At 64.8% G+C, this 18,505-nt stretch carries 20 protein-coding genes; 6 read left to right on the top strand and 14 right to left on the bottom strand.

The genetic code is table 11. The features are described from left to right. Positions 1-23 precede the first annotated feature (23 nt). Positions 24-1,241 (bottom strand): formate-dependent phosphoribosylglycinamide formyltransferase, encoded by a 1,218-nt coding sequence (gene purT, locus KBZ22_RS03795; RefSeq protein WP_106502584.1) that lies wholly within the window; start codon positions 1,239-1,241, stop codon positions 24-26. A gap of 68 nt (positions 1,242-1,309) precedes the next feature. On the opposite strand from purT, the gene KBZ22_RS03790 reads away from it, so the two are divergent. Then, positions 1,310-1,483 (top strand): cytochrome B6, encoded by a 174-nt coding sequence (locus KBZ22_RS03790; RefSeq protein ID WP_193486212.1) that lies wholly within the window; start codon positions 1,310-1,312, stop codon positions 1,481-1,483. Here the strand turns inward: KBZ22_RS03790 and KBZ22_RS03785 are convergent, their stop codons facing one another. The 3 genes from KBZ22_RS03785 to KBZ22_RS03775 are packed head-to-tail and all read right to left on the bottom strand — an operon-like array spanning position 1,484 to position 3,129. Then, positions 1,484-1,720, bottom strand: coding sequence for a hypothetical protein (locus tag KBZ22_RS03785; protein WP_106502585.1), 237 nt, complete (start codon positions 1,718-1,720; stop codon positions 1,484-1,486). A gap of 22 nt (positions 1,721-1,742) precedes the next feature. After that, positions 1,743-2,813 (bottom strand): phospho-N-acetylmuramoyl-pentapeptide-transferase, encoded by a 1,071-nt coding sequence (gene mraY / locus KBZ22_RS03780; protein ID WP_106502586.1) that lies wholly within the window; start codon positions 2,811-2,813, stop codon positions 1,743-1,745. Between the two features lie 40 nt (positions 2,814-2,853). After that, on the bottom strand, positions 2,854-3,129 hold the full coding sequence (locus KBZ22_RS03775; protein WP_106502587.1) for a DUF3134 family protein: 276 nt from the start codon (positions 3,127-3,129) through the stop codon (positions 2,854-2,856). 90 nt (positions 3,130-3,219) lie between these two features. On the opposite strand from KBZ22_RS03775, the gene KBZ22_RS03770 reads away from it, so the two are divergent. Beyond that, a complete protein-coding gene (locus tag KBZ22_RS03770; RefSeq protein ID WP_106502588.1) occupies positions 3,220-3,453 on the top strand; it encodes a hypothetical protein in 234 nt (77 codons plus the stop codon). An 18-nt stretch (positions 3,454-3,471) separates the two neighbouring features. Then, positions 3,472-4,680 carry an argininosuccinate synthase gene (locus tag KBZ22_RS03765; RefSeq protein ID WP_106502589.1) on the top strand — a complete coding sequence of 403 codons (1,209 nt, stop codon included), beginning with the start codon at positions 3,472-3,474 and terminating at the stop codon, positions 4,678-4,680. Here the strand turns inward: KBZ22_RS03765 and KBZ22_RS03760 are convergent. The 4 genes from KBZ22_RS03760 to KBZ22_RS03745 all read right to left on the bottom strand — a co-directional run bounded on the left by KBZ22_RS03760 (position 4,677) and on the right by KBZ22_RS03745 (position 7,002). Next, entirely contained in the window at positions 4,677-5,063 is a 387-nt protein-coding gene (locus KBZ22_RS03760; RefSeq protein ID WP_106502590.1) for a hypothetical protein, read from the bottom strand. The two genes, KBZ22_RS03765 and KBZ22_RS03760, sit on opposite strands and share 4 nt — an antisense overlap. A 111-nt stretch (positions 5,064-5,174) precedes the next feature. Further along, positions 5,175-5,537: a 30S ribosomal protein S6 gene (gene rpsF, locus KBZ22_RS03755; RefSeq protein ID WP_106502591.1), complete on the bottom strand. Its 363-nt coding sequence runs from the start codon at positions 5,535-5,537 to the stop codon at positions 5,175-5,177. A 78-nt stretch (positions 5,538-5,615) separates the two neighbouring features. Beyond that, positions 5,616-6,221 carry a Tic20 family protein gene (locus KBZ22_RS03750; RefSeq protein ID WP_255021093.1) on the bottom strand — a complete coding sequence of 202 codons (606 nt, stop codon included), beginning with the start codon at positions 6,219-6,221 and terminating at the stop codon, positions 5,616-5,618. After that, complete coding sequence (locus tag KBZ22_RS03745) at positions 6,106-7,002, bottom strand: shikimate dehydrogenase (protein ID WP_106502723.1); 897 nt, start codon at positions 7,000-7,002, stop codon at positions 6,106-6,108. The genes KBZ22_RS03750 and KBZ22_RS03745 overlap by 116 nt, the downstream gene beginning before the upstream one ends. Before the next feature lie 112 nt (positions 7,003-7,114). Between KBZ22_RS03745 and dnaK the strand changes: the two genes are divergently transcribed. Then, complete coding sequence (gene dnaK / locus KBZ22_RS03740; RefSeq protein WP_106502593.1) at positions 7,115-9,028, top strand: molecular chaperone DnaK; 1,914 nt, start codon at positions 7,115-7,117, stop codon at positions 9,026-9,028. Positions 9,029-9,115: 87 nt separating this feature from the next. On the opposite strand, the gene KBZ22_RS03735 is transcribed toward dnaK, so the two are convergent. Next, positions 9,116-10,204: an FAD-binding oxidoreductase gene (locus tag KBZ22_RS03735; protein ID WP_255021182.1), complete on the bottom strand. Its 1,089-nt coding sequence runs from the start codon at positions 10,202-10,204 to the stop codon at positions 9,116-9,118. 53 nt (positions 10,205-10,257) lie between these two features. Further along, a complete protein-coding gene (gene psbQ, locus KBZ22_RS03730) occupies positions 10,258-10,827 on the bottom strand; it encodes a photosystem II protein PsbQ (RefSeq protein WP_255021092.1) in 570 nt (189 codons plus the stop codon). A gap of 135 nt (positions 10,828-10,962) precedes the next feature. On the opposite strand from psbQ, the gene purU reads away from it, so the two are divergent. Further along, a complete protein-coding gene (purU, locus tag KBZ22_RS03725; RefSeq protein WP_255021091.1) occupies positions 10,963-11,835 on the top strand; it encodes a formyltetrahydrofolate deformylase in 873 nt (290 codons plus the stop codon). Positions 11,836-11,838: 3 nt separating this feature from the next. On the opposite strand, the gene KBZ22_RS03720 is transcribed toward purU, so the two are convergent. The 3 genes from KBZ22_RS03720 to acnB form a co-directional block, all read right to left on the bottom strand. Next, entirely contained in the window at positions 11,839-13,392 is a 1,554-nt protein-coding gene (locus tag KBZ22_RS03720) for a radical SAM protein (RefSeq protein ID WP_255021090.1), read from the bottom strand. Between the two features lie 109 nt (positions 13,393-13,501). After that, on the bottom strand, positions 13,502-13,924 hold the full coding sequence (locus KBZ22_RS03715) for a hypothetical protein (protein ID WP_255021089.1): 423 nt from the start codon (positions 13,922-13,924) through the stop codon (positions 13,502-13,504). Positions 13,925-14,049: 125 nt separating this feature from the next. Beyond that, positions 14,050-16,665, bottom strand: coding sequence for a bifunctional aconitate hydratase 2/2-methylisocitrate dehydratase (acnB, locus tag KBZ22_RS03710; RefSeq protein WP_255021088.1), 2,616 nt, complete (start codon positions 16,663-16,665; stop codon positions 14,050-14,052). 118 nt (positions 16,666-16,783) lie between these two features. Between acnB and KBZ22_RS03705 the strand changes: the two genes are divergently transcribed. After that, positions 16,784-17,830, top strand: a complete 1,047-nt coding sequence (locus KBZ22_RS03705; RefSeq protein ID WP_255021087.1) for a 3-deoxy-7-phosphoheptulonate synthase — start codon at positions 16,784-16,786, stop codon at positions 17,828-17,830. Here KBZ22_RS03705 and KBZ22_RS03700 read toward each other — a convergent pair. Beyond that, a complete protein-coding gene (locus KBZ22_RS03700; RefSeq protein WP_255021086.1) occupies positions 17,827-18,501 on the bottom strand; it encodes a diacylglycerol/polyprenol kinase family protein in 675 nt (224 codons plus the stop codon). The two genes, KBZ22_RS03705 and KBZ22_RS03700, sit on opposite strands and share 4 nt — an antisense overlap. Positions 18,502-18,505 lie beyond the last annotated feature (4 nt).

Here is an 18,505-nt window from a genome sequence, read left to right as displayed (position 1 = left end):
ACCAGGGGGTGAGCGCCGCTTGTTCAGCTGGAGGCCCGCACCTGGATGTGGGCTGCGGCCGTGTCTGCTTTGCGGCGGGCCTCCTCCTCACTGCTGCCGCGGGCCAGGGCTACGCCCATGCGCCGCTGGGGCCGGGCGTGTTGCTTGCCGAAAAGCAGCACCTCCGTATCGGTTTCGCTGAGGGCCTGCGCTACGCCGCTATAGGAGACCTCGGCTCCGTCGCTGTTGGCCAGAATTACCCGGCTGGCAGCTGCTCCCAGGCTTTGGATCGACGGGATCGGCAGGCCCAGCACCGCCCGCAGGTGTAGTTCGAATTCGCTCAGGTTCTGGCCAACCATCGTCACCAGGCCGGTGTCATGGGGGCGCGGTGAGAGCTCGGAGAAAACCACCTCAAGTTCATCTGGCTGACCGGCGCTGCTGCTGGACTTTTTGCATAGGAAAAATTCAACGCCAAACAGGCCGGCGCCGCCCAGGTTGTCGGTGAGGCCGCGGGCCATGACCTGGGCTGCCTCTAGAGCGGCGGCTGGCATCTGGGCTGGCTGCCAGCTGCACTGGTAGTCGCCCCGCTCCTGGATGTGGCCGATCGGCGGGCAGAAGAGCGTTGGCCCTTGCCATTGCTTCACGGTGAGCAGGGTTATTTCGAGCTCGAAGTGCAGGAACTCCTCCACGATCACCAGCTCCCCGGCACCTCGGGCACCCGCCATCGCGTTCTCCCAGGCGGCGGCAATTTCTTCTGGACCCCGCACCACGCTTTGGCCCTTACCCGAGGAGCTCATCACCGGTTTGACCACCACGGGCCAGCCCAGGCCGGCAGCGGCGCTTGCCAGATCACTGGCGTTGCCGGCGTAGGCAAAGCGGGCTGTGCGCAGCCCCAGCTCAGTGGTTGCCAGGTCGCGGATGCGGTCGCGATTCATGGTCACGGCCGTGGCCCGGGCTGTGGGAATCACGCAGATGCCTTCCGCCTCCAGCTGCGCGAGGGCATCAACCGCAAGAGCTTCTATCTCTGGAATCACCAGATCGGGCCGGTGCTGGCGCACCACCGCCTTGAGGGCTTCTGGGTCGGTCATGGCGACCACCTCAGCGACATCAGCCACCTGCATGGCCGGGGCGTTGGCGTAGCGATCCACTGCGATCACCCGGCAGCCAAGCCGCTGGGCTGCGATGGCCACCTCCTTACCAAGCTCACCGCTGCCGAGCAGCATCAAGGTGGCCGGAAGAGTGGCAGGGGTGGGAAAGGTCATGGTGGTCGCCCGGATCGCGGGCAGGACAGCAAGATGGAACTGATCTTTTTGCACACCGGGGCGCGTTGATGGCTTGGCTGTTGGGATTGCCCTTGGGTTTCAGTACGGCTGGGGACGCTGCCAACGGCCTGTTATTTGGCTGGGACATCGCCACCTTGCAGAAATGGGCCCTGATCTACCTAGGTCTTTCATCCCTGGCTTTTGTGGTGGTGTGGCTGGTGGGCTATTTGCGTCGAAACTGATTAGTTCAGCAACGTCAGCTGTCGCACCGGCGATTCCTCGTTGATGAAGCCATAGGCCTCAAATACGTTTGGATCGGGGTGGGTGATGTGCTGGCCATCGCTGTGGCGCTCCAGCTGAAAGCCCTCGCTGGCCATGCGGCGCATCAGGGCAGCGGCCTCCTCGAAGCGGGCAGCCATGGCGGCCAGGCTGGCGCAGTCGGAGCTGAGGCCGGTTTCCTTCCAGGTGAAGTAAGCCATGGGTGATAAGCGAGGGCAGGGCTTAGGGCAACAGCACTAAACCCAATCCCACCAGTAGCAGGCTGGCGAGCCAAAAGCGGATTACGACCACTTGTTCGTTGAGCCCACCAAGCTCGAAGTGGTGGTGCAGCGGCGCCATCTTGAACAGGCGCCGGCCCTGGCCCGTGGCTGGGTCTTTGGTGGCCTTGAACACCCACACCTGCAGGATCACCGACAGCGATTCCGCTAGGAAGACGCCGCCCATCAGCAGCAGGGGCCAGAGGCTATTGGAGAGCAAGGCGACGGCGCTGAGGGCTGCGCCCATGGCCAGCGAGCCGGTGTCGCCCATGAACACTCGAGCCGGGTGGCGGTTGTGGACGAGAAAGCCCAGCCAGCAGCCAGCCAGCGCGGCGCAGAAACCGGCCATAGCCGCATCGCCTTCATGGCCGCGCAGCATCAGCTGCAGCCCCATGCCTGTGAACACCACGGCGCCGCAGCCTGCGGCCAGGCCGTCGAGGCCATCGGTGAGGTTGGTGGCGTTGCTTTCGGCCATAAACACAAACAACCCCAGCGGCCAGATCAGCAAACCGATCGGCAGCACCCAGCCCAGGGGCAGGGCGATGTCGCCGGGAGAGGCCCCACCCAGCCACTGGCCCGCTGCGGCCCAGATCAGAAACAACAGGGCCGCGCCGGCCTGGAGCAGCAATTTTCCCCGGGGCGTGAGGCCCGTGTTGGTGCGGCGGGTGAGGCTGCGCCAGTCATCGATGGCCCCGATCGCCATGTAGGCCAGGGTTACGGCGGCAACAGCAAGCAGGCGGGGATCGCTTGGGCTCAGCAGGCCGCCCACCAGCACCCCCACGGGCACCGCCAGCAGTCCGCCCATGGTGGGTGTGCCTGCCTTGCTGAGGTGGCCCTGGGGCCCCTCTGCGCGAATCACCTGACCGAGCTTGAGCTGCCGCAGTCGCGGCACCCCCCAACCGGTGACTCCAGCGCTGATCAGGCCGGCAACTAGCAGCGGCAAGGTGAGCTGGGGCGCGCCGCTAAGCCAGTCGCACAGCAGACAGGCCAGCAACAACAAACTGCTGAGTAGGGCAGCCGGGGTCGAAACAACCAAGGGAAAGGGACGGCGACCGCCCCAGTTTCCCCTGCGGAACTCAGTCTTCCCAGTCTTCGTCCTGTTGTTCGTCGTCCTTGTTGTAGTCCTCCTTCTCGCCCATCAGGGCGGAAAGCTCCTCCTCTTCCACCGTGCTCACTTCGGTGCTGGCGGTTTCTTCATCCGCCACCAGGCGGCCACTGCTCTCAAGCCAGCTCAGCAGATCGGGCTCATCGCGCAGGGGCAGCACCGGAGCTGGATCGCTGCGCCGGTAGCGGGTCAGCGAGGGATTGATTGTGTCGAGTCGACTGCTGTCACTGGTCGCGAGTGTGCTCATGCGTGCGCCTACCGGTAGCTAGGTCTGGGGCTAGGCCCATACAGACCAATCAGTCACCATAGCTGCAAAGCAAATGCAGCCCTCGAGCCCATGCCCACCAGCAGCCAAAAGGCCAGCCCCCTTGCCGGGGTGCTGAGGGTCTGGGCCCTGGCCCTGGCCATCAGTGCCGCGCTGGCCGCAGCGGGCGAGCGTTGGCCCCAGCCGTTGCCCCTGCAGCAGGGGGTGGTGTGGTTGCTGGTGGGCCTGCCGCCCCTGCTAGTGGGGTTGTGGTTGCTGACCCACTGGTCCCTGCCACACCCCGACAGGGGAGAATCGAGCAACTAAACGCATGGAGAGGCGTTGATGGGTCGGGCGAAGAAGGCGGTGCTGGCCTATTCCGGCGGCGTAGACACCAGTGTCTGCATTCCCTACCTGAAGCAGGAGTGGGGCGTGGAGGAGGTGATCACCTTCGCCGCCGACCTGGGCCAGGGCGACGAGCTGGAGCCGATTCGCCAGAAGGCGCTCGATTCAGGGGCCAGCCAGTCGATCGTGGGTGACCTGATCGAGCCCTTCATCACCGAATTCGCCTTCCCGGCTATTCGGGCTAACGCCCTTTATGAAGGCCGCTATCCCCTCTCCACAGCCCTGGCCCGGCCCCTGATCGCCCGGCGACTGGTGGAGATTGCCCGCGAGGTGGGCGCCGATGCGGTGGCCCACGGCTGCACGGGCAAGGGCAACGATCAGGTGCGCTTCGATGTGGCCATCGGCGCCCTCGCCCCCGACCTCAAGGTGCTCACCCCGGCGCGGGAGTGGGGCATGAGCCGCGAGCAAACCATCGCCTACGGCGAGCGCTGTGGCATTCCCTCGCCGGTGAGCAAGAAATCGCCCTATTCGATCGACCTCAACCTGCTGGGCCGCTCGATCGAAGCCGGCCCCCTCGAGGATCCCAACGTGGAGCCGCCCGAGGAGATCTACGCCATGACCGTGTCAGTGGCTGCGGCGCCGGATCAGGCCCAGACCATTGAGATCGGCTTTGAGCAGGGCAACCCGGTGAGCATCGACGGCCTGCGCCTCGATCCGGTGAGCATGATCCGCCAGGCAAATGCCCTGGCCGGCAGCCACGGCTTCGGCCGCCTCGACATGGTCGAAAACCGGGTGGTAGGTATCAAAAGCAGGGAGATCTATGAAACCCCTGGCCTGCTGCTGTTGATTAAGGCCCACCAGGAGCTGGAGAGCCTCACCCTGGCGGCCGATGTGCTGCGCACTAAGCGCCAGCTTGAGCAGCAGTGGGCGGATCTGGTGTATCAGGGCCTTTGGTATGGCCCGCTCAAGGATGCGCTTGATGGCTTCATGGAGCGCACCCAGCAAACCGTGAACGGCACGGTGCGGCTGAAGTTGCACAAGGGCAATGCCACCGTGGTTGGCCGTAGCAGTGCCAGCCACAGCCTCTATGATCCCGATATGGCCACCTACGGCGCCGAAGATCAATTCGACCACAAGGCTGCCGAGGGCTTTATCTACGTGTGGGGTCTGCCCACCCGCCTCTGGGCGGCCAATCAGCGCCGGCGCTAGGGCTCCTGGTTCGGGCTGAAGCCGAAGGCATGGAGTAGGGCTTGGCGCAGTCGTGGTCTGGCAGGCTTCTGCTGGGGCAGCAGCAGACGCTGGGTACTCGTATCGCTGCCAGGCTGTAACTGCAGCAGGTGCTGGCTCAGGTTGGCGTTGTCGCTGAGCAGCCGCTGTTGCTGGTCGAGCATCGGCTGCAATCGCTGCTGAAATTTGTCTTCAAAGAGGCCGGGTAGGTCTTCGAGCAGGGCCTGCATGGCCAGAAGCTCTTCCCGAGTTTTGGCAAGTTCCTGTTCCAGCTCGTTTTGGCGCTCTTGCTGCTGCTGCCACGAAAAAACCGAAGTGACAGACGGCTGCCACTTCGGTGCTGGTGGTATGGCGTCAGGCTCCATCGGCGGAGATTACGAGCGGGCCCAATTTTTTACAAGCCAGGCCTGTATTAGCTCCGCACCTATCTGGATTCCCAAAGTTAAACTGAATACTCAGGTCAAACTGGGTCCCGGTCAGACGGTGGCTGGTTCCATGGGAGCGGCTTCAGTGCTGGCGCCGGGCAGGGTGCGTGGTGCCGGCATCGGGCCGTCTTGCTTGACGGTGAGATAGCGAATCACATCTTCCGAAAGACGCATGGCCCGCTCCAGCGGACCTACCTGCTGGCCGTCGCCGTTGTGGTTGAGCTGCACATAGATGCCCTCGCGGTGCTTGGCGATGGAATAGGCCAGGCGGCGCTTGCCGCGCATCTGGCAATCCAGCACTTCACCACCGGATTCGGTGACCAGATCGCGGTACTTGGCGACATGGGTTTCCACCTCTTCCTCCGGAATATCCGGACGAAGGATGTACATGGTCTCGTAGTAGGGCTGCGTCATGGTCGCTTCGGGGTTGTCGCCTCAGGAATTGGGGCAGCGGCCGGCGGGCTGATGCCCACCAGCGACGGATCAAACACCTTACAGCTGCATCCGAACGGCTTCCGAGAGGCTGGGAATATCGGCTTCCTTACCCCGCAGGTTTTGCACTACAGCAAACAGCACCAGCACCAAAATGCCGATAAACACTGTGTTGCTAAGGGTTTTGCCGACGAAGCCCAGGGCGCCGAGCTGCAGCACCTGGAAGGCCAGGCTCACCAGCACCACCACGATGTCGATCAGGATCGCCTGCAGCACGTTGAAGCGGATCACGTAGGGCACCTTGTTGTTGCGCACCACCGCCAGGAACAGCACTAGGAAAAGCACCAGCCCGCCAAAGGGCACCGCCTGCTCCAGCAGGGCGATCGGCAGGATCGGCACCCCAAGCCACTGCAGCGCCGGGAACAGGCCGAACAGCCCCCGACCGAAGGAGAAGGCGTCGCTCCAGGGCAACAGGTAGGCCAGGGCCGCCAGCACTCGCTGCCAGATCGGGGGATCCTGCATGGATGGAGAAACTTCCAGGGCCTTCAGGCTAGGGGCCCAGCTGGGCCAGGGCTGCCGCGCGCATCGCTGCCACCGGCACTTGCTCAAGTCCGCTCCAGCGCCGCAGGGAGGCGGCCCCCTGCTGCACCAGCATCTCCAGGCCATCTAGGCCCCGGCAGCCCCGCTGGCTCGCCGCCAGCAGCAGGGCCGTGGGTCTGGGTGTGTAGATCAGGTCGTACACGGTGGAGCCCGGTTGCAGGGCTTCCAGTTCGCCGGGGCTGAGGGGGCAGTGCCGGGCCGCATCTGGATTGCCGGCAGCAGCCATGCCCACGGGTGTGGTGTTGACCACTAGGTCTGCCAGGGCCAGGGCCTCGGCTAGGGCCGCGCTGCCCTCAGCCCATTCCAGCCCCCGCAGTTGGGGCGCCCAGCTGTGGCAGGTGGCCAGCAGGGCCGCGAGGCGATCGCTGCTGCGGCCTGCCATGGCGATCGAGCTGCAGCCCAGTTCCACCAGGGCTGCCACCACAGCCCGGGCACTGCCGCCACAGCCCAGCACCACCGCTCGCCGCCCCTGCCAGTTCTGCTCAGTGCTGCGTAGGGGAGCCAAGAAGCCCTCCACATCTGTGTTTTCCCCCAGCCAGCCCCCCTGCTGGTGCCGCACCAAGGTGTTCACCGCACCCACCCGTTGCGCCAGGGGCGAGAGGCTGCGGCAGAGGCCAGCCACGGCCTGCTTGTGGGGCAGGGTCACGTTGAGACCGCGGCAGTCAATGGCCTCCAGCCCTTGCACCACCACCGCCAGCTGGTCTGCCCTGGTGGGCATGGCCAAGTACACCCAGTTGAGCCCCAGCTCCGCCAGGGCGGCGTTGTGCATTGCCGGCGATAGGGAGTGGCGCACCGGATCCCCGAGAACCCCAGCAAGGGCAGTGCTTCCGGAGATCGGCTGGGGCATGAAGGTGGGCTGGCTGGCTGGACCTGTTCGGGAACCACCCCTCGCCTGGGATGGCCCCAGCTGCTGAAGATGCTCCCAGTCAGATCCACTCACCGTAAGGAGTTAGTAACCCATGGGCAAGGTTGTTGGCATTGATTTAGGCACCACAAACAGCTGTGTCGCCGTTATGGAGGGCGGCAAGCCCACCGTGATTGCCAACGCTGAAGGGTTTCGCACCACACCCTCCGTGGTGGCATACACCAAAAACCAGGATCAGCTGGTGGGCCAAATCGCTAAGCGTCAGGCGGTGATGAACCCGGAGAATACCTTCTATTCGGTGAAGCGCTTCATCGGACGTCGCGTTGATGAAGTCAACGAAGAATCGAAGGAAGTGAGCTATGGCGTTGAAAAGGCCGGCGCCAATGTGAAGGTGAAGTGCCCCGTTCTCAATAAGCAGTTCGCCCCCGAGGAGGTGAGCGCCCAGGTGTTGCGCAAGCTCGCCGAAGACGCTGGCAAGTATCTCGGAGAGACGGTGACCCAAGCGGTGATCACCGTTCCCGCCTATTTCAATGACTCCCAGCGCCAAGCCACCAAGGACGCCGGCAAAATCGCTGGCCTTGAGGTGCTGCGCATCATCAACGAGCCGACTGCGGCTGCCTTGGCCTACGGCCTCGATCGCAAGAGCAATGAGCGCATCTTGGTGTTTGACCTGGGCGGCGGCACCTTCGACGTCTCCGTGCTCGAGGTGGGCGACGGTGTGTTCGAGGTGCTCTCCACTTCCGGTGACACCCACCTGGGCGGCGATGACTTTGACAAGGTGATCGTTGATTACCTGGCCGCCAGCTTTAAAGCCAATGAGGGCATTGATCTGCGCCAGGACAAGCAGGCGCTGCAGCGTCTCACCGAAGCGGCAGAGAAGGCCAAAATCGAGCTTTCAAGCGCTACCCAGAGCGAAATCAACCTGCCGTTCATTACGGCCACCCCAGAGGGTCCTAAGCACCTCGACCTCACCCTCACCCGGGCCAAGTTTGAGGAGTTGGCTTCCAAACTGATCGACCGTTGCCGCGTGCCGGTGGAGCAGGCCCTTAAGGACGCCAAGCTCTCTTCTGCTGAACTCGATGAAATCGTGATGGTGGGTGGCTCCACCCGCATCCCGGCGGTGCTTGAGCTGGTCAAGCGGGTTACCGGCAAGGACCCCAACCAAACCGTCAACCCAGATGAAGTGGTGGCCGTTGGTGCCGCGATTCAGGGCGGTGTGTTGGCCGGTGAGGTCAAGGACATCCTGCTGTTGGACGTCACCCCCCTGTCCCTTGGCGTTGAGACTCTTGGCGGCGTGATGACCAAGATGATCACCCGCAACACCACCATCCCCACCAAGAAAACCGAGGTGTATTCCACGGCGGTGGATGGTCAGACCAACGTGGAGATCCACGTGCTCCAAGGTGAGCGCGAGATGGCCAGCGACAACAAGTCGCTCGGCACCTTCCGCCTCGACGGCATTCCTCCTTCACCCCGCGGCGTGCCCCAGATCGAGGTCACCTTCGATATCGATGCCAATGGCATCCTCAGCGTCACCGCTAAGGACAAGGGCAGCGGCAAGGAGCAGAGCATCTCGATCACCGGAGCCTCCACCCTCAGCGACAACGAGGTGGAGAAGATGGTCAAGGATGCCGAGACCAACGCTGCTACCGATAAGGAGAAGCGCGAGAAGATCGACCTGAAGAACCAGGCCGAAACCCTCGTTTATCAGTCGGAGAAGCAGCTCGGCGAGCTCGGCGACAAGGTGGGCGCTGAGGACAAGGCCAAGGTGGATTCCTCCTCCGTCAAGCTCAAGGAGGCGATCGCTAAGGAAGACTTCGACACCATGAAGTCTGAGCTCGAGATCCTGCAGCAGGCCCTTTATGCCGCTGGTGCCGCCGTGTACCAGCAGGCTGCAGGAGCTGAGGCAGGCGGCGCGGCCCCTGGGGGCAATGGTGCTGGTGCCGATGCGGCTAGCTCTGCCTCCAGCGACGACGTGATCGACGCTGAATTCACCGAGAGCAAGTGATCAGAATCACTGAGCGCATTTAGGTGATCTTTATTTAGCCCTCCGTAAGGGGGGCTTTTTGCTGGACTCAGGGGCCTGGCTGGTTTGTCAGCCTTGCTCCAGCTGGTCGGCCACCCATTCCGCTGTTGCCGGTGCCAGCAGCACGCCATTGCGGTAGTGGCCGCTGGCCAGCACCAGGCCTGGCTCCAGTTGCTCGAGCAGGGGCGCAGGGCGGCCGATCGGATGGGGCCTGTGGCCCTGCCACTGGCGCACCACTTTGGCCTGTTGCAGCCACTCTGGCGCGGCACCACCTAGCTGTTGCAGGTTGGCGAGGGCGGCCGGATCGGCTTGATCGCCAGGCTCCAGGGTGGCCCCAAGCCAAAGCCTGCCGCTGGCACGGGGCACCAGGTTGAGCCCCTGCCACACCACTGCCCCAGGCCAGGAGAGTGCCCCAGGCCAGGAGAGCTCTCCTGGCCTGGGGCTGGCGCTGCTCCAGTTTGTGGGGAGTGGCAACTCCAGTTCCAGGGCCTGGCCTAACACCGGCTCCATGGGCACCTGGTGGCCTATGTCCGCCAGCAAAGCGGCACTGGCCACCCCGGCGCTCAGCGCCAAAGCATCCACCTTCAGAAGCTCGCCGCTGCGAGTGTGCACGCTCCAGCCACCGGGGCGTTGCTCGAGGCGCTCAACCCGATCGCAGCAGGTCTGCAGACCCAGCCGCAGGCCATCGGCTAGCAGGGCTGCGAGGGCGGGCCCGGGATCCAGCTGCCCGTCGGCCGGGGAGCAGAGCCCGCCCAGGGCTCCGATCGGCAGGGCTGGAGCCAGGGCGTCAAGCCGGGGCTGGTCCCAGAGCTCCAAGGCAAATCCCTGCTGCCGCCGGCTTGTCACCAACTGCCGCTGGCGCTCCAGTTCCTCAGGCGTGCTGGCCAGCAGTAGCAAGCCCGGCTGCCAGGGCAGCGCCCAGCCCTGGGCCTGCAACTGCTGACGCCATTGGCCCCAGAGCTCCAGGCTGCGTTGACGCAACCGCCAGGCCCGGCCGCTGTTGCGGTGAAACACCTGGGCCATCAGCACCCCCAGGGCCGCCTCGCTGCCTGAGCTGGGGTCGTGCTGTCCGTCCAGGCCTGGATCGATCAGCAAAACTCGGTGGCCACGCTGCAGCAGTAGCCAGGCGCAGGCGCGGCCAACCAAGCCGGCGCCGATTACAGCGATCGAAAGGCGCCTAACGGCTGATCCGGCGGGATGGGTCTGCTTAATCAGATTTGCTTGAGGTCTTCCTGCACTTGGGTTGGCAACACCTGGGCATAGAGACCAAAACCGCTCGCCACCTTGATGTAACCCTTACGCAGCTTGTCGCCGTCTTGAAGGCGGGACGCTTCATCGAGCTGGGCTAGGGCCGTTTTCAGGGCGGTGGCACGCTTCTCGGCCTCGGGGCGGTCGGCGGGCAGCAGCCTTTGGTTGATGTAGCTCATTTCCCGGCCCACTTCCTGCATGGGGCCGTGGATCAAGTTGGCAGTGAATACCCAGTTGCGCTCATTTACGAGGGCGGCCAACTCGGGCAGGCGGTTGCGGGCGGCTAGGAAGCCCTCGGCTTGGCGCTCGATCAGGGCCATGTCCTCTGGGCTGATGGTCGGCGGCTTCTTGCCCTGGCTGCCGTCACAGGCGCTCAGGCCGAGGCAGAGCACGGTGGCAAGGCAGAGCACCAGTAAACGGCGCAGCTGCTGGCCGAAAGCGGTTTGGGTGAAAGCAGTTTTACTGAAAGCAGTTTGGCTGAAAGCGGCTTGGCCGAAATCAGTGAAAACCGCAGGAATCCGCGCAGAAGCCATCAGCAGGTACCAACACCTTTTCGTGGGGGTGAGTTTATCGGGGCGGGCTGGCTCTTCCGGCCTGTCTGTTGCCCCTCGCAACCTGGCCCTAAATGCCGCCGAGGTGCTACGTCTGAACTGACGTTGACCATGGCCATGACTACCGCCACTGCCATCCTGCAGATGATCTGCCCGGATCAACCCGGACTAGTGCGGGAATTGTCTGGCTGGGTGGCAGCTAACGGCGGCAACATCGTGCACGCCGACCACCACAGCGATCAGGGCGCCGGCTTGTTTTTGAGCCGGATCGAGTGGCAGCTTGAGGGTTTCGGACTGCCGCGGGAGGCGATCTGTCCTACGGCCAGCGCCCTGGCGGAGCGCCTGGGTGGCCAATACACGGTGAACTTCTCAGATGTGCGCCCGCCGGTGGCGATCTTCGTGAGCAAGCAGGACCACTGCCTGCTGGATTTGCTGTGGCGCACGCGCACGGGGGAGTTGCCGATGCAGGTGCCGCTGGTGATCTCCAACCATCCCGACCTTGGCGCCCTGGCTGAGGAATTTGGGGCCCGCTTTGCCCATGTGCCCATCTCAGCCGCCAACCGGGAGGAGGCTGAAGCACGGCACTTGGAGCTGCTTGCCGAGCACGGCATCGAGCTGGTGATCCTGGCCAAGTACATGCAGGTGCTGACGCCGGCATTTTTGGAGAGCTTTGATCCACCGGATGCTTTCCATCGAGTGATCAACATCCACCACTCTTTCCTGCCTGCCTTCCAGGGCGCCCAGCCCTATCACCGGGCCTGGGAGCGGGGCGTGAAGCTGATCGGTGCCACCGGTCACTACGTGACCGAGCAGCTGGATGGGGGGCCGATCATTGCCCAATCCACCGTGCCCGTGGGCCACCGCGATGAGGTCCCTGACCTGATCCGCCTCGGCCGCGACTGCGAACGCCTGGCCCTAGCCCGGGCCGTGCGCTTGCACCTCAAGCGCCAGGTGATGGTTTATCGGGGGCGGACGGCGGTGTTTGCTTGAGGTTCAGGCAGCTTCGCCTAGCGCATCAAGCCTGTGTTTGGCGAGAGTTGCCGCAGGCAGCGGTCCCTCCAGGTGCGCCCAGGGCAGCACCCGCTCGCTGTTCCAGGTGGCGTGGATTACTTCCTCCCAGGCTGGTGGGCTCTCGGGGCCTGAGGTTTGCTCCCGCACCGCCCGATATGCCTGCTTCCAGCCCCCCAGGCTCTCGTGTTTGCCGCGGGCGGCGGCGATCACCGGTGCTAGGCGCCGGTCGCTGCGCGACAGCAGGGCCTGGATCACGCTCCAGCCATAGCTTTCGGGGCGCAGCTCGATGCCCTTGGGCTTGAGCCGCTTGGCCAGCAGCTTGAGTCGCTTGTCGGCTTCGGGCCGCACCCCCTGCCACTGGAACGGGGTGTGGGCCTTGGGCACGAAGCTGCTCACTCCCAGGGTGAGCCTCAGGCCGGGAGTGGCTTTTTTCAGAGCTAGCAGCAGCTCGGCGGTGGCTTCCACATCGGTGTCTTCTTCCGTAGGCAGGCCCACCATTCCGTAGAGCTTCAGGCCCGTGAGCCCGCCCTCCTTGGCGTAGCGGGCGGCGGCGTAAATCTCTTCGGTGGCGAGTTTCTTGTTCACCACCTGGCGCATGCGCTCGCTGCCGCTCTCGATGGCGATCGTGAGCGATTTGCTGCCCCGTTTGGCCAGAATTCGGCCCAGCTCGGCGGTCACGGTGGCGGCCCGCACCGAGCTGACGCTCACCCGCGTGCCTTCAAAGCGGTCCTGGTCGAGCCAGGTCAGCAGGTCGGCGAATTGGGGGTGCTGGGTTACTGAGGCCCCCAGCAATCCCAGGCGTTGGGTGGCGACCAAACCCTTCTCTACCGCTGGGATCAGGCCGTCTTCCAGGCTGGGGGTGCGAAACGGCAGGGTGAGGTAGCTGGCCAGACAGAAGCGGCACAGCTCCGGACAGCTGCGCACCACTTCCACCATGTGGATCGAGGGCCAGGCCGCCTCCGGGGTGATCACAGCCGAATGGCTCAAGGTGTTGCCGCGCCAGGTCTGCTTGGCCACCGTGGCCGGGATACCCGCTTCTATTGGCTCCACCGCGAGCAGATCGCCTTCGGGGCTGTACCGGGGGGTATAGAGGCTGGGCACATAGACGCCGGGTACGGCCGCCAGCTGCCTGAGCCGTTCGGCCCGGGGAGCGTCCCGGCCGGCCTGCAGGGCATCGATGAAGGCTGGCAGCAACAGTTCGCCATCGCCCAGCAACACCACATCAAAAAATGGTGCCAGCGGCTCGGGGTTGGCGGTGAGCACCGGCCCGCCGCCGAACACGATCGGATCGTCGTCGCCGCGCTCGGCCGCCCAGATCGGGATGCGCTGCTGCTCCAGCAGATCCAGCAGAACCGGCCCATCCAGCTCCCAGCTCAGCGACAGGCCAAACAGGTCGCAGTGGCGGTGCGCTGAATCTCCCTGGTCGGTGAATAGGCGGCGTACATCCACATCGGCCCGTTGGGCCAGGGTGGCCCACACCACCTGGTACCCCAGGCTGGTGATGCCCACCGTGTAAGTGCTGGGAAAGGCCAGCACGGCACGCAGGGCACCAGCCTCAGCTGGGGCGGGTTCGAACAGCAGGATTTCCTGGTTCAGATGAGACGACGGCTGTAGGCATCCAGCGTCTCACCACGGCAGGCACGACTTACTTACCGGCCAGGGCGGAAAGGGGGCCAAGCAGGCCACTGATTGCGGTGTTGGCATCGGCAGCTGATGGAGTGCCCTTGCTGAAGGTGCCGCTTAAGCCTTGGGCAGCGCTTTCGATGGAGGTCCACTTATCCCCTGCCAGGGGCTTGACCACTGGTGCGGCCTTCTCCCAGATGGCCTGGAAGCCGCCCATGGAGGCTGCGGCACCGGCTAGATCGCCGGAGGCCACCTTGCTTTGGCCCTGCTTGAGCAGGTCGAGCACCGGGGTCACGGCCGGCCCTAGGGCCGTCTGGGCGGCGCCCGTGGCAGCGGAGGTGGCGGCGTCCTTGGCGCTCTGGGTGACCTGGTTACAGCCGGTGAGGCTTAGGCCACCCGCGAGGGCTAGGGCGATGCCGCCGGCGAGCAGAGAAATGCGACGCATGGAGATGCTGTTCAGCAAGCCCCTGGACCTTAGGGACTTCAGTTAGGCCAGCTGATTTCTTCGGTTTGTTGTAAGGATTGATACCAAACTGCGCCAGGTTGTGCAGTGGACGCAGCCCTATTCCCTCACGCCCCCGCCAGCACCTTCGCCTCGTCCTCGGCGCTAAGCACGCGGCCGCTGTCTTCGAAGCCTTCGATCTGGTCGAAGTTGAGGTAGCGGTAGAGCTCAGCGCCGAAGGGATCGATGCGCTCAGCAGCGATCTGCAGGTATTCGTTTTTGGAGGGAATGCGGCCCAGCTGGGCGCACACCGCCGCTAGTTCGGCGCTGCCCAGGTACACCTGGGCTCCGTTGCCGAGGCGGTTGTTGAAGTTGCGGGTGCTGGTGGAAAACACCGTGGTGTTGTCGTCGACGCGGGCCTGGTTGCCCATGCACAACGAGCAGCCCGGCATCTCCATGCGGGAGCCGGCCGCTTCGAAGGTGGCGTAGTAGCCCTCCTGCTTCAGCGTCTCCTCGTCCATGCGGGTGGGGGGGCACACCCAGAGGCGGGCGGAGTTCTGCCCCTGGCCTTCGAGCACGTTGGCCGCGGCGCGGTAGTGGCCGATGTTGGTCATGCAGCTGCCGATAAACACCTCATCGATAGGTGCGCCGGCTACTTCGGAGAGGGTTTTGATGTTGTCGGGGTCGTTGGGGCAGGCCAGGATCGGCTCTGTGATCTGATCGAGATCGATCTCGATCACGGCGGCGTAATCCGCATCGGCATCGGCCTCCAGCAGCTCCGGGTTGGCCAGCCAGGCCTCCATCGCCTTGATGCGGCGGGCCAGGGTGCGGGCATCGCCGTAGCCGCGGGCGATCATGTTTTTCAGCAGTGCCACGTTGCTGCTTAGGTATTCGCTCACCGTTTCGGCGCTGAGCTTGATTGTGCTGCCGGCACAAGAGCGTTCGGCAGTGGCGTCCGTGAGTTCAAAGGCCTGCTCAAGCTTGAGATCGGGCAGCCCTTCAATCTCCATGATTCGGCCGTTGAATACGTTTTTTTTGCCTTCTTTAGCCACCGTGAGCAGGCCCTGCTGGATCGCTACGTAGGGAATCGCATTCACTACATCTCGGAGGGTCACGCCTGGCTGCAGGGAGCCTGAAAATTTCACCAGCACCGATTCGGGCATGTCGAGCGGCATGGCGCCGATGGCGGCAGCGAAGGCCACCAGGCCCGAGCCGGCCGGGAAGGAGATGCCTAGCGGGAAGCGGGTGTGGCTGTCGCCACCGGTGCCCACGGTGTCGGGCAGGAGCATGCGGTTGAGCCAGCTGTGGATGATGCCGTCGCCGGGGCGCAGGGCCACGCCGCCGCGCGACGCCATGAAATCCGGCAGCTCGGCGTGGGTTTTGAGATCCACCGGCTTCGGATAGGCGGCGGTGTGGCAGAAGCTCTGCATCACCAGATCGGCGCTGAAGCCCAGGCAGGCCAGCTCCTTCATCTCATCGCGGGTCATGGGCCCGGTGGTGTCCTGGGAGCCCACGGTGGTCATCAGCGGCTCGCAGCTGCTGCCGGGGCGCACGCCCGCCAGGCCGCAGGCCTTGCCCACCATCTTCTGGGCCAGGGTGTAGCCCTTGCCGGTATCGGCCGGGGCCACCGGGCGGATGAACAGCTCGCTGGCGGCCAGCCCCAGCTGGGCGCGCAACTTATCGGTGAGTGAGCGGCCAATCAACAGGGGGATGCGGCCGCCGGCGCGCACCTCATCGGTGATCGTGCTGGGCTTGAGCTCGAAGCGAGCCACGATCTCGCCGGCATTCGCTTCGCCGCTGGCCCGCTCGATCGTGCCGGCGTAGGGGCGGATCGTGATCACATCGCCGGAGTTGAGCGCGGACACGTCGCATTCGATCGGCAGGGCGCCGGAATCCTCGGCGGTGTTGAAGAAGATTGGCGCGATCTTGCCGCCCAGGATTACACCGCCGCCGCGCTTGTTGGGCACGTGGGGGATGTCGCTGCCGGTGTGCCAGAGCACGGAGTTGATCGCGGATTTGCGCGAGCTGCCGGTGCCCACCACATCACCTACGTAGGCCACCGGGTGACCTTTGGTTTTGAGCTGGGTGATCAGCTCCAGGCCACCAGGCATGCGGGTTTCCAGCATCGCCATGGCGTGCAGGGGGATGTCGGGACGGGTGGTGGCGTGGGTGGCGGGGGAGAGATCGTCGGTGTTGGTTTCACCCTCCACCTTGAACACGGTCACGGTGATCTCGGCGGGCAGCTCGGCTTTGGCGGTGAACCACTCGGCGGCGGTCCAGCTGTCGATCACCTGCTGGGCATAGGGGTTGCTGGAGGCCAGCTCCAGCACCTCGTTGTATGAGTCGTAGACGAGCAGGGTGGTGCTCAGCCCTTCGGCGGCGGCACTGGCGATGGCCGGATCGGAGTTGCTGAGCAGCTCGATCAAGGCGCTGACGTTGTAGCCGCCGATCATCGTGGCCAGCAGCTTCACTGCCGCCACTGGGTTCACCAGGGGGCTAGTAGCCGTGCCCTGGGCCACAGCCGCGAGCCAGTCGGCCTTCACGTAGGCCGCCTCGTCCACTCCCGGCGGGATGCGCTCACTAAGCAGGTGCAGCAGGAAGTCTTCCTCGCCGGCGGGCGGTGCGCTCAGCAGCTCCGTGAGTGCACTGGCTTGTGTGGCGCTCAGGGGCAGGGCCGGGACCCCCAGGGCTTCGCGCTCGGCCGCAGCGGCGCGGTAGCTGGGGAGGAAGGTGGCTGCAGACATGCCCGGTCGCGTCGATCTACACCCCATTGTTCTTGGCAGCCGGCCCCTTGGTGGTCGCAATCGCTGCTGACTAGGGTGGAAGGCGACTCCACGGCGCCGTTCTGACGGCCTCAGGCCCATGACCACCACCACCTCCGATTTGCATGTGGTGGAAACCCGGCCGCTGGTGCCTCCGGCGCTGTTGCACCGCGAACTGCCGATCAGCGATCGTTCAACGGCAACGGTCCAGCAAGCCAGAGAACGTATTAAGGCGATCCTGCATGGCAGTGATTCCCGCCTGCTGGTGATCGTGGGGCCCTGCTCGGTGCACGATGTGGCCGCGGCCCACGAATACGCCGCGGCAATCGCCCAGGCCCATGAGCGCTATAAAGACTCGCTCGAGATCGTGATGCGGGTTTATTTCGAGAAGCCCCGCACCACCGTGGGCTGGAAGGGCCTGATCAATGACCCCCACCTCGATGGCAGCTACGACATCAATACGGGACTGCGGGTGGCTCGCGGCCTGCTGCTGCACCTAGCCGAGATGGGCCTGCCGGCGGCTACCGAGCTGCTCGATCCGGTGGTGCCCCAATACATCGCCGATCTGATCAGCTGGACGGCCATCGGCGCCCGCACCACCGAAAGCCAGACCCACCGGGAGATGGCCTCGGGTTTGTCGATGCCGATCGGCTTCAAAAATGGCACCGACGGCAGTGCCATCACCGCCATCAATGCCATGGAGGCGGCGGCGAAGACCCACCATTTCCTGGGCATCAACCACGACGGTCAAGCCGCCATTGTGACCACCACGGGCAACCCCGATGGCCATCTGGTCTTGCGGGGTGGCAAGCGTGGCACCAACTACCACCCGGAGGCGGTGCAGGAAGCCGCTGCTGAGCTAGCCAAAGCCGGCTTGCCGCCTCGGGTGATGGTGGATTGCAGCCATGGCAACTCCAACAAGGACTATCGCCGCCAGGGCGAGGTGGCAGCCCAGGTGGCCGCCCAGCTGCGCGCCGGCTCTGGTCACGTGATGGGCGTGATGCTGGAGAGCCATCTAGTGGCTGGTAGCCAGAAGATTCCGTCAGACCTAAGCCAGCTCACCTACGGCCAGAGCATCACCGATGCCTGCATCGATCTGGCCACCACCGCGGAGGTGCTCGAAACTCTGGCTGAGGCGGTGCGCTAGCTGAGCCGTTGCCAGAGCCAGCCGGCCGCCAGCGGCACGGTGAAGTTGTCGAGGCCCCCCACCGCCACCTGCTCCAGCACCACTGCAGTGGCGCTAATGGCCAGCAGGGCGGGCAGCTCCGGGTGGGGCAGGCCAGCCGCGATCGCCAGCTGGCGAACCAGCAGCAGCATGGACAGGCTGCCAGCGGCCATGGCGCCGGTGCCAACTACGGATTTGCGCTGGCCCCACACCAGCCAGCAAGGGGAGCTCACCAGGGGACCCAGCAGTCCGGCGAGGCCATCACCCACGGCCATCACCAGCACGCCAGCGGCTACGGCAGCGGGTTGTTGCGGCCAAAACTGCAGCAGCAGCAGGGTGATTGAGGCCCCATAGGCGATGGTGCCGTAGCTGGCCCTACCCACATCTTCTATGGCTGGCAGCAGGCGGAAGCGATGGTTCATTGCCGCCAGCAGCGTGATCAGGCCGGCGGCGGGGATGGCGATCAGGCGATCGATGCCGGTGGCCCAGGCGATCGGCACCACGGCGCCGGTGCCGATGTGCACCAACTTGCGACTCCATTCCCGTTGACCATTCCAGCGTCCCCGCACCTGCAGCGCCGCTAGCGCCAACAGGGCTAGCCAGCCAGCAACGGCCGCCACTCCCAGCAGCTGCTGCGACCATCCAGCGGCCATGGGC

The sequence above is a fragment of the Cyanobium sp. L1E-Cus genome (assembly GCF_024345755.1).
GTDB lineage: Bacteria > Cyanobacteriota > Cyanobacteriia > PCC-6307 > Cyanobiaceae > Cyanobium_A > Cyanobium_A usitatum.
This window is presented reverse-complemented; position numbering and strand designations above follow the sequence as displayed.

What these genes read in the sequence shown, in the direction of transcription:
- purT (WP_106502584.1), bottom strand. Translation starts at nt 1,241, where the DNA reads ATGACCTTTCCCACCCCTGCCACTCTTCCGGCCACCTTGATGCTGCTC.
- KBZ22_RS03790 (WP_193486212.1), top strand. Translation starts at nt 1,310, where the DNA reads ATGGCTTGGCTGTTGGGATTGCCCTTGGGTTTCAGTACGGCTGGGGAC.
- KBZ22_RS03785 (WP_106502585.1), bottom strand. Translation starts at nt 1,720, where the DNA reads ATGGCTTACTTCACCTGGAAGGAAACCGGCCTCAGCTCCGACTGCGCC.
- KBZ22_RS03775 (WP_106502587.1), bottom strand. Translation starts at nt 3,129, where the DNA reads ATGAGCACACTCGCGACCAGTGACAGCAGTCGACTCGACACAATCAAT.
- KBZ22_RS03770 (WP_106502588.1), top strand. Translation starts at nt 3,220, where the DNA reads ATGCCCACCAGCAGCCAAAAGGCCAGCCCCCTTGCCGGGGTGCTGAGG.
- KBZ22_RS03765 (WP_106502589.1), top strand. Translation starts at nt 3,472, where the DNA reads ATGGGTCGGGCGAAGAAGGCGGTGCTGGCCTATTCCGGCGGCGTAGAC.
- KBZ22_RS03760 (WP_106502590.1), bottom strand. Translation starts at nt 5,063, where the DNA reads ATGGAGCCTGACGCCATACCACCAGCACCGAAGTGGCAGCCGTCTGTC.
- rpsF (WP_106502591.1), bottom strand. Translation starts at nt 5,537, where the DNA reads ATGACGCAGCCCTACTACGAGACCATGTACATCCTTCGTCCGGATATT.
- KBZ22_RS03750 (WP_255021093.1), bottom strand. Translation starts at nt 6,221, where the DNA reads ATGGCCTGGAGATGCTGGTGCAGCAGGGGGCCGCCTCCCTGCGGCGCT.
- KBZ22_RS03745 (WP_106502723.1), bottom strand. Translation starts at nt 7,002, where the DNA reads ATGCCCCAGCCGATCTCCGGAAGCACTGCCCTTGCTGGGGTTCTCGGG.
- dnaK (WP_106502593.1), top strand. Translation starts at nt 7,115, where the DNA reads ATGGGCAAGGTTGTTGGCATTGATTTAGGCACCACAAACAGCTGTGTC.
- psbQ (WP_255021092.1), bottom strand. Translation starts at nt 10,827, where the DNA reads ATGGCTTCTGCGCGGATTCCTGCGGTTTTCACTGATTTCGGCCAAGCC.
- purU (WP_255021091.1), top strand. Translation starts at nt 10,963, where the DNA reads ATGACTACCGCCACTGCCATCCTGCAGATGATCTGCCCGGATCAACCC.
- KBZ22_RS03715 (WP_255021089.1), bottom strand. Translation starts at nt 13,924, where the DNA reads ATGCGTCGCATTTCTCTGCTCGCCGGCGGCATCGCCCTAGCCCTCGCG.
- acnB (WP_255021088.1), bottom strand. Translation starts at nt 16,665, where the DNA reads ATGTCTGCAGCCACCTTCCTCCCCAGCTACCGCGCCGCTGCGGCCGAG.
- KBZ22_RS03705 (WP_255021087.1), top strand. Translation starts at nt 16,784, where the DNA reads ATGACCACCACCACCTCCGATTTGCATGTGGTGGAAACCCGGCCGCTG.
- KBZ22_RS03700 (WP_255021086.1), bottom strand. Translation starts at nt 18,501, where the DNA reads ATGGCCGCTGGATGGTCGCAGCAGCTGCTGGGAGTGGCGGCCGTTGCT.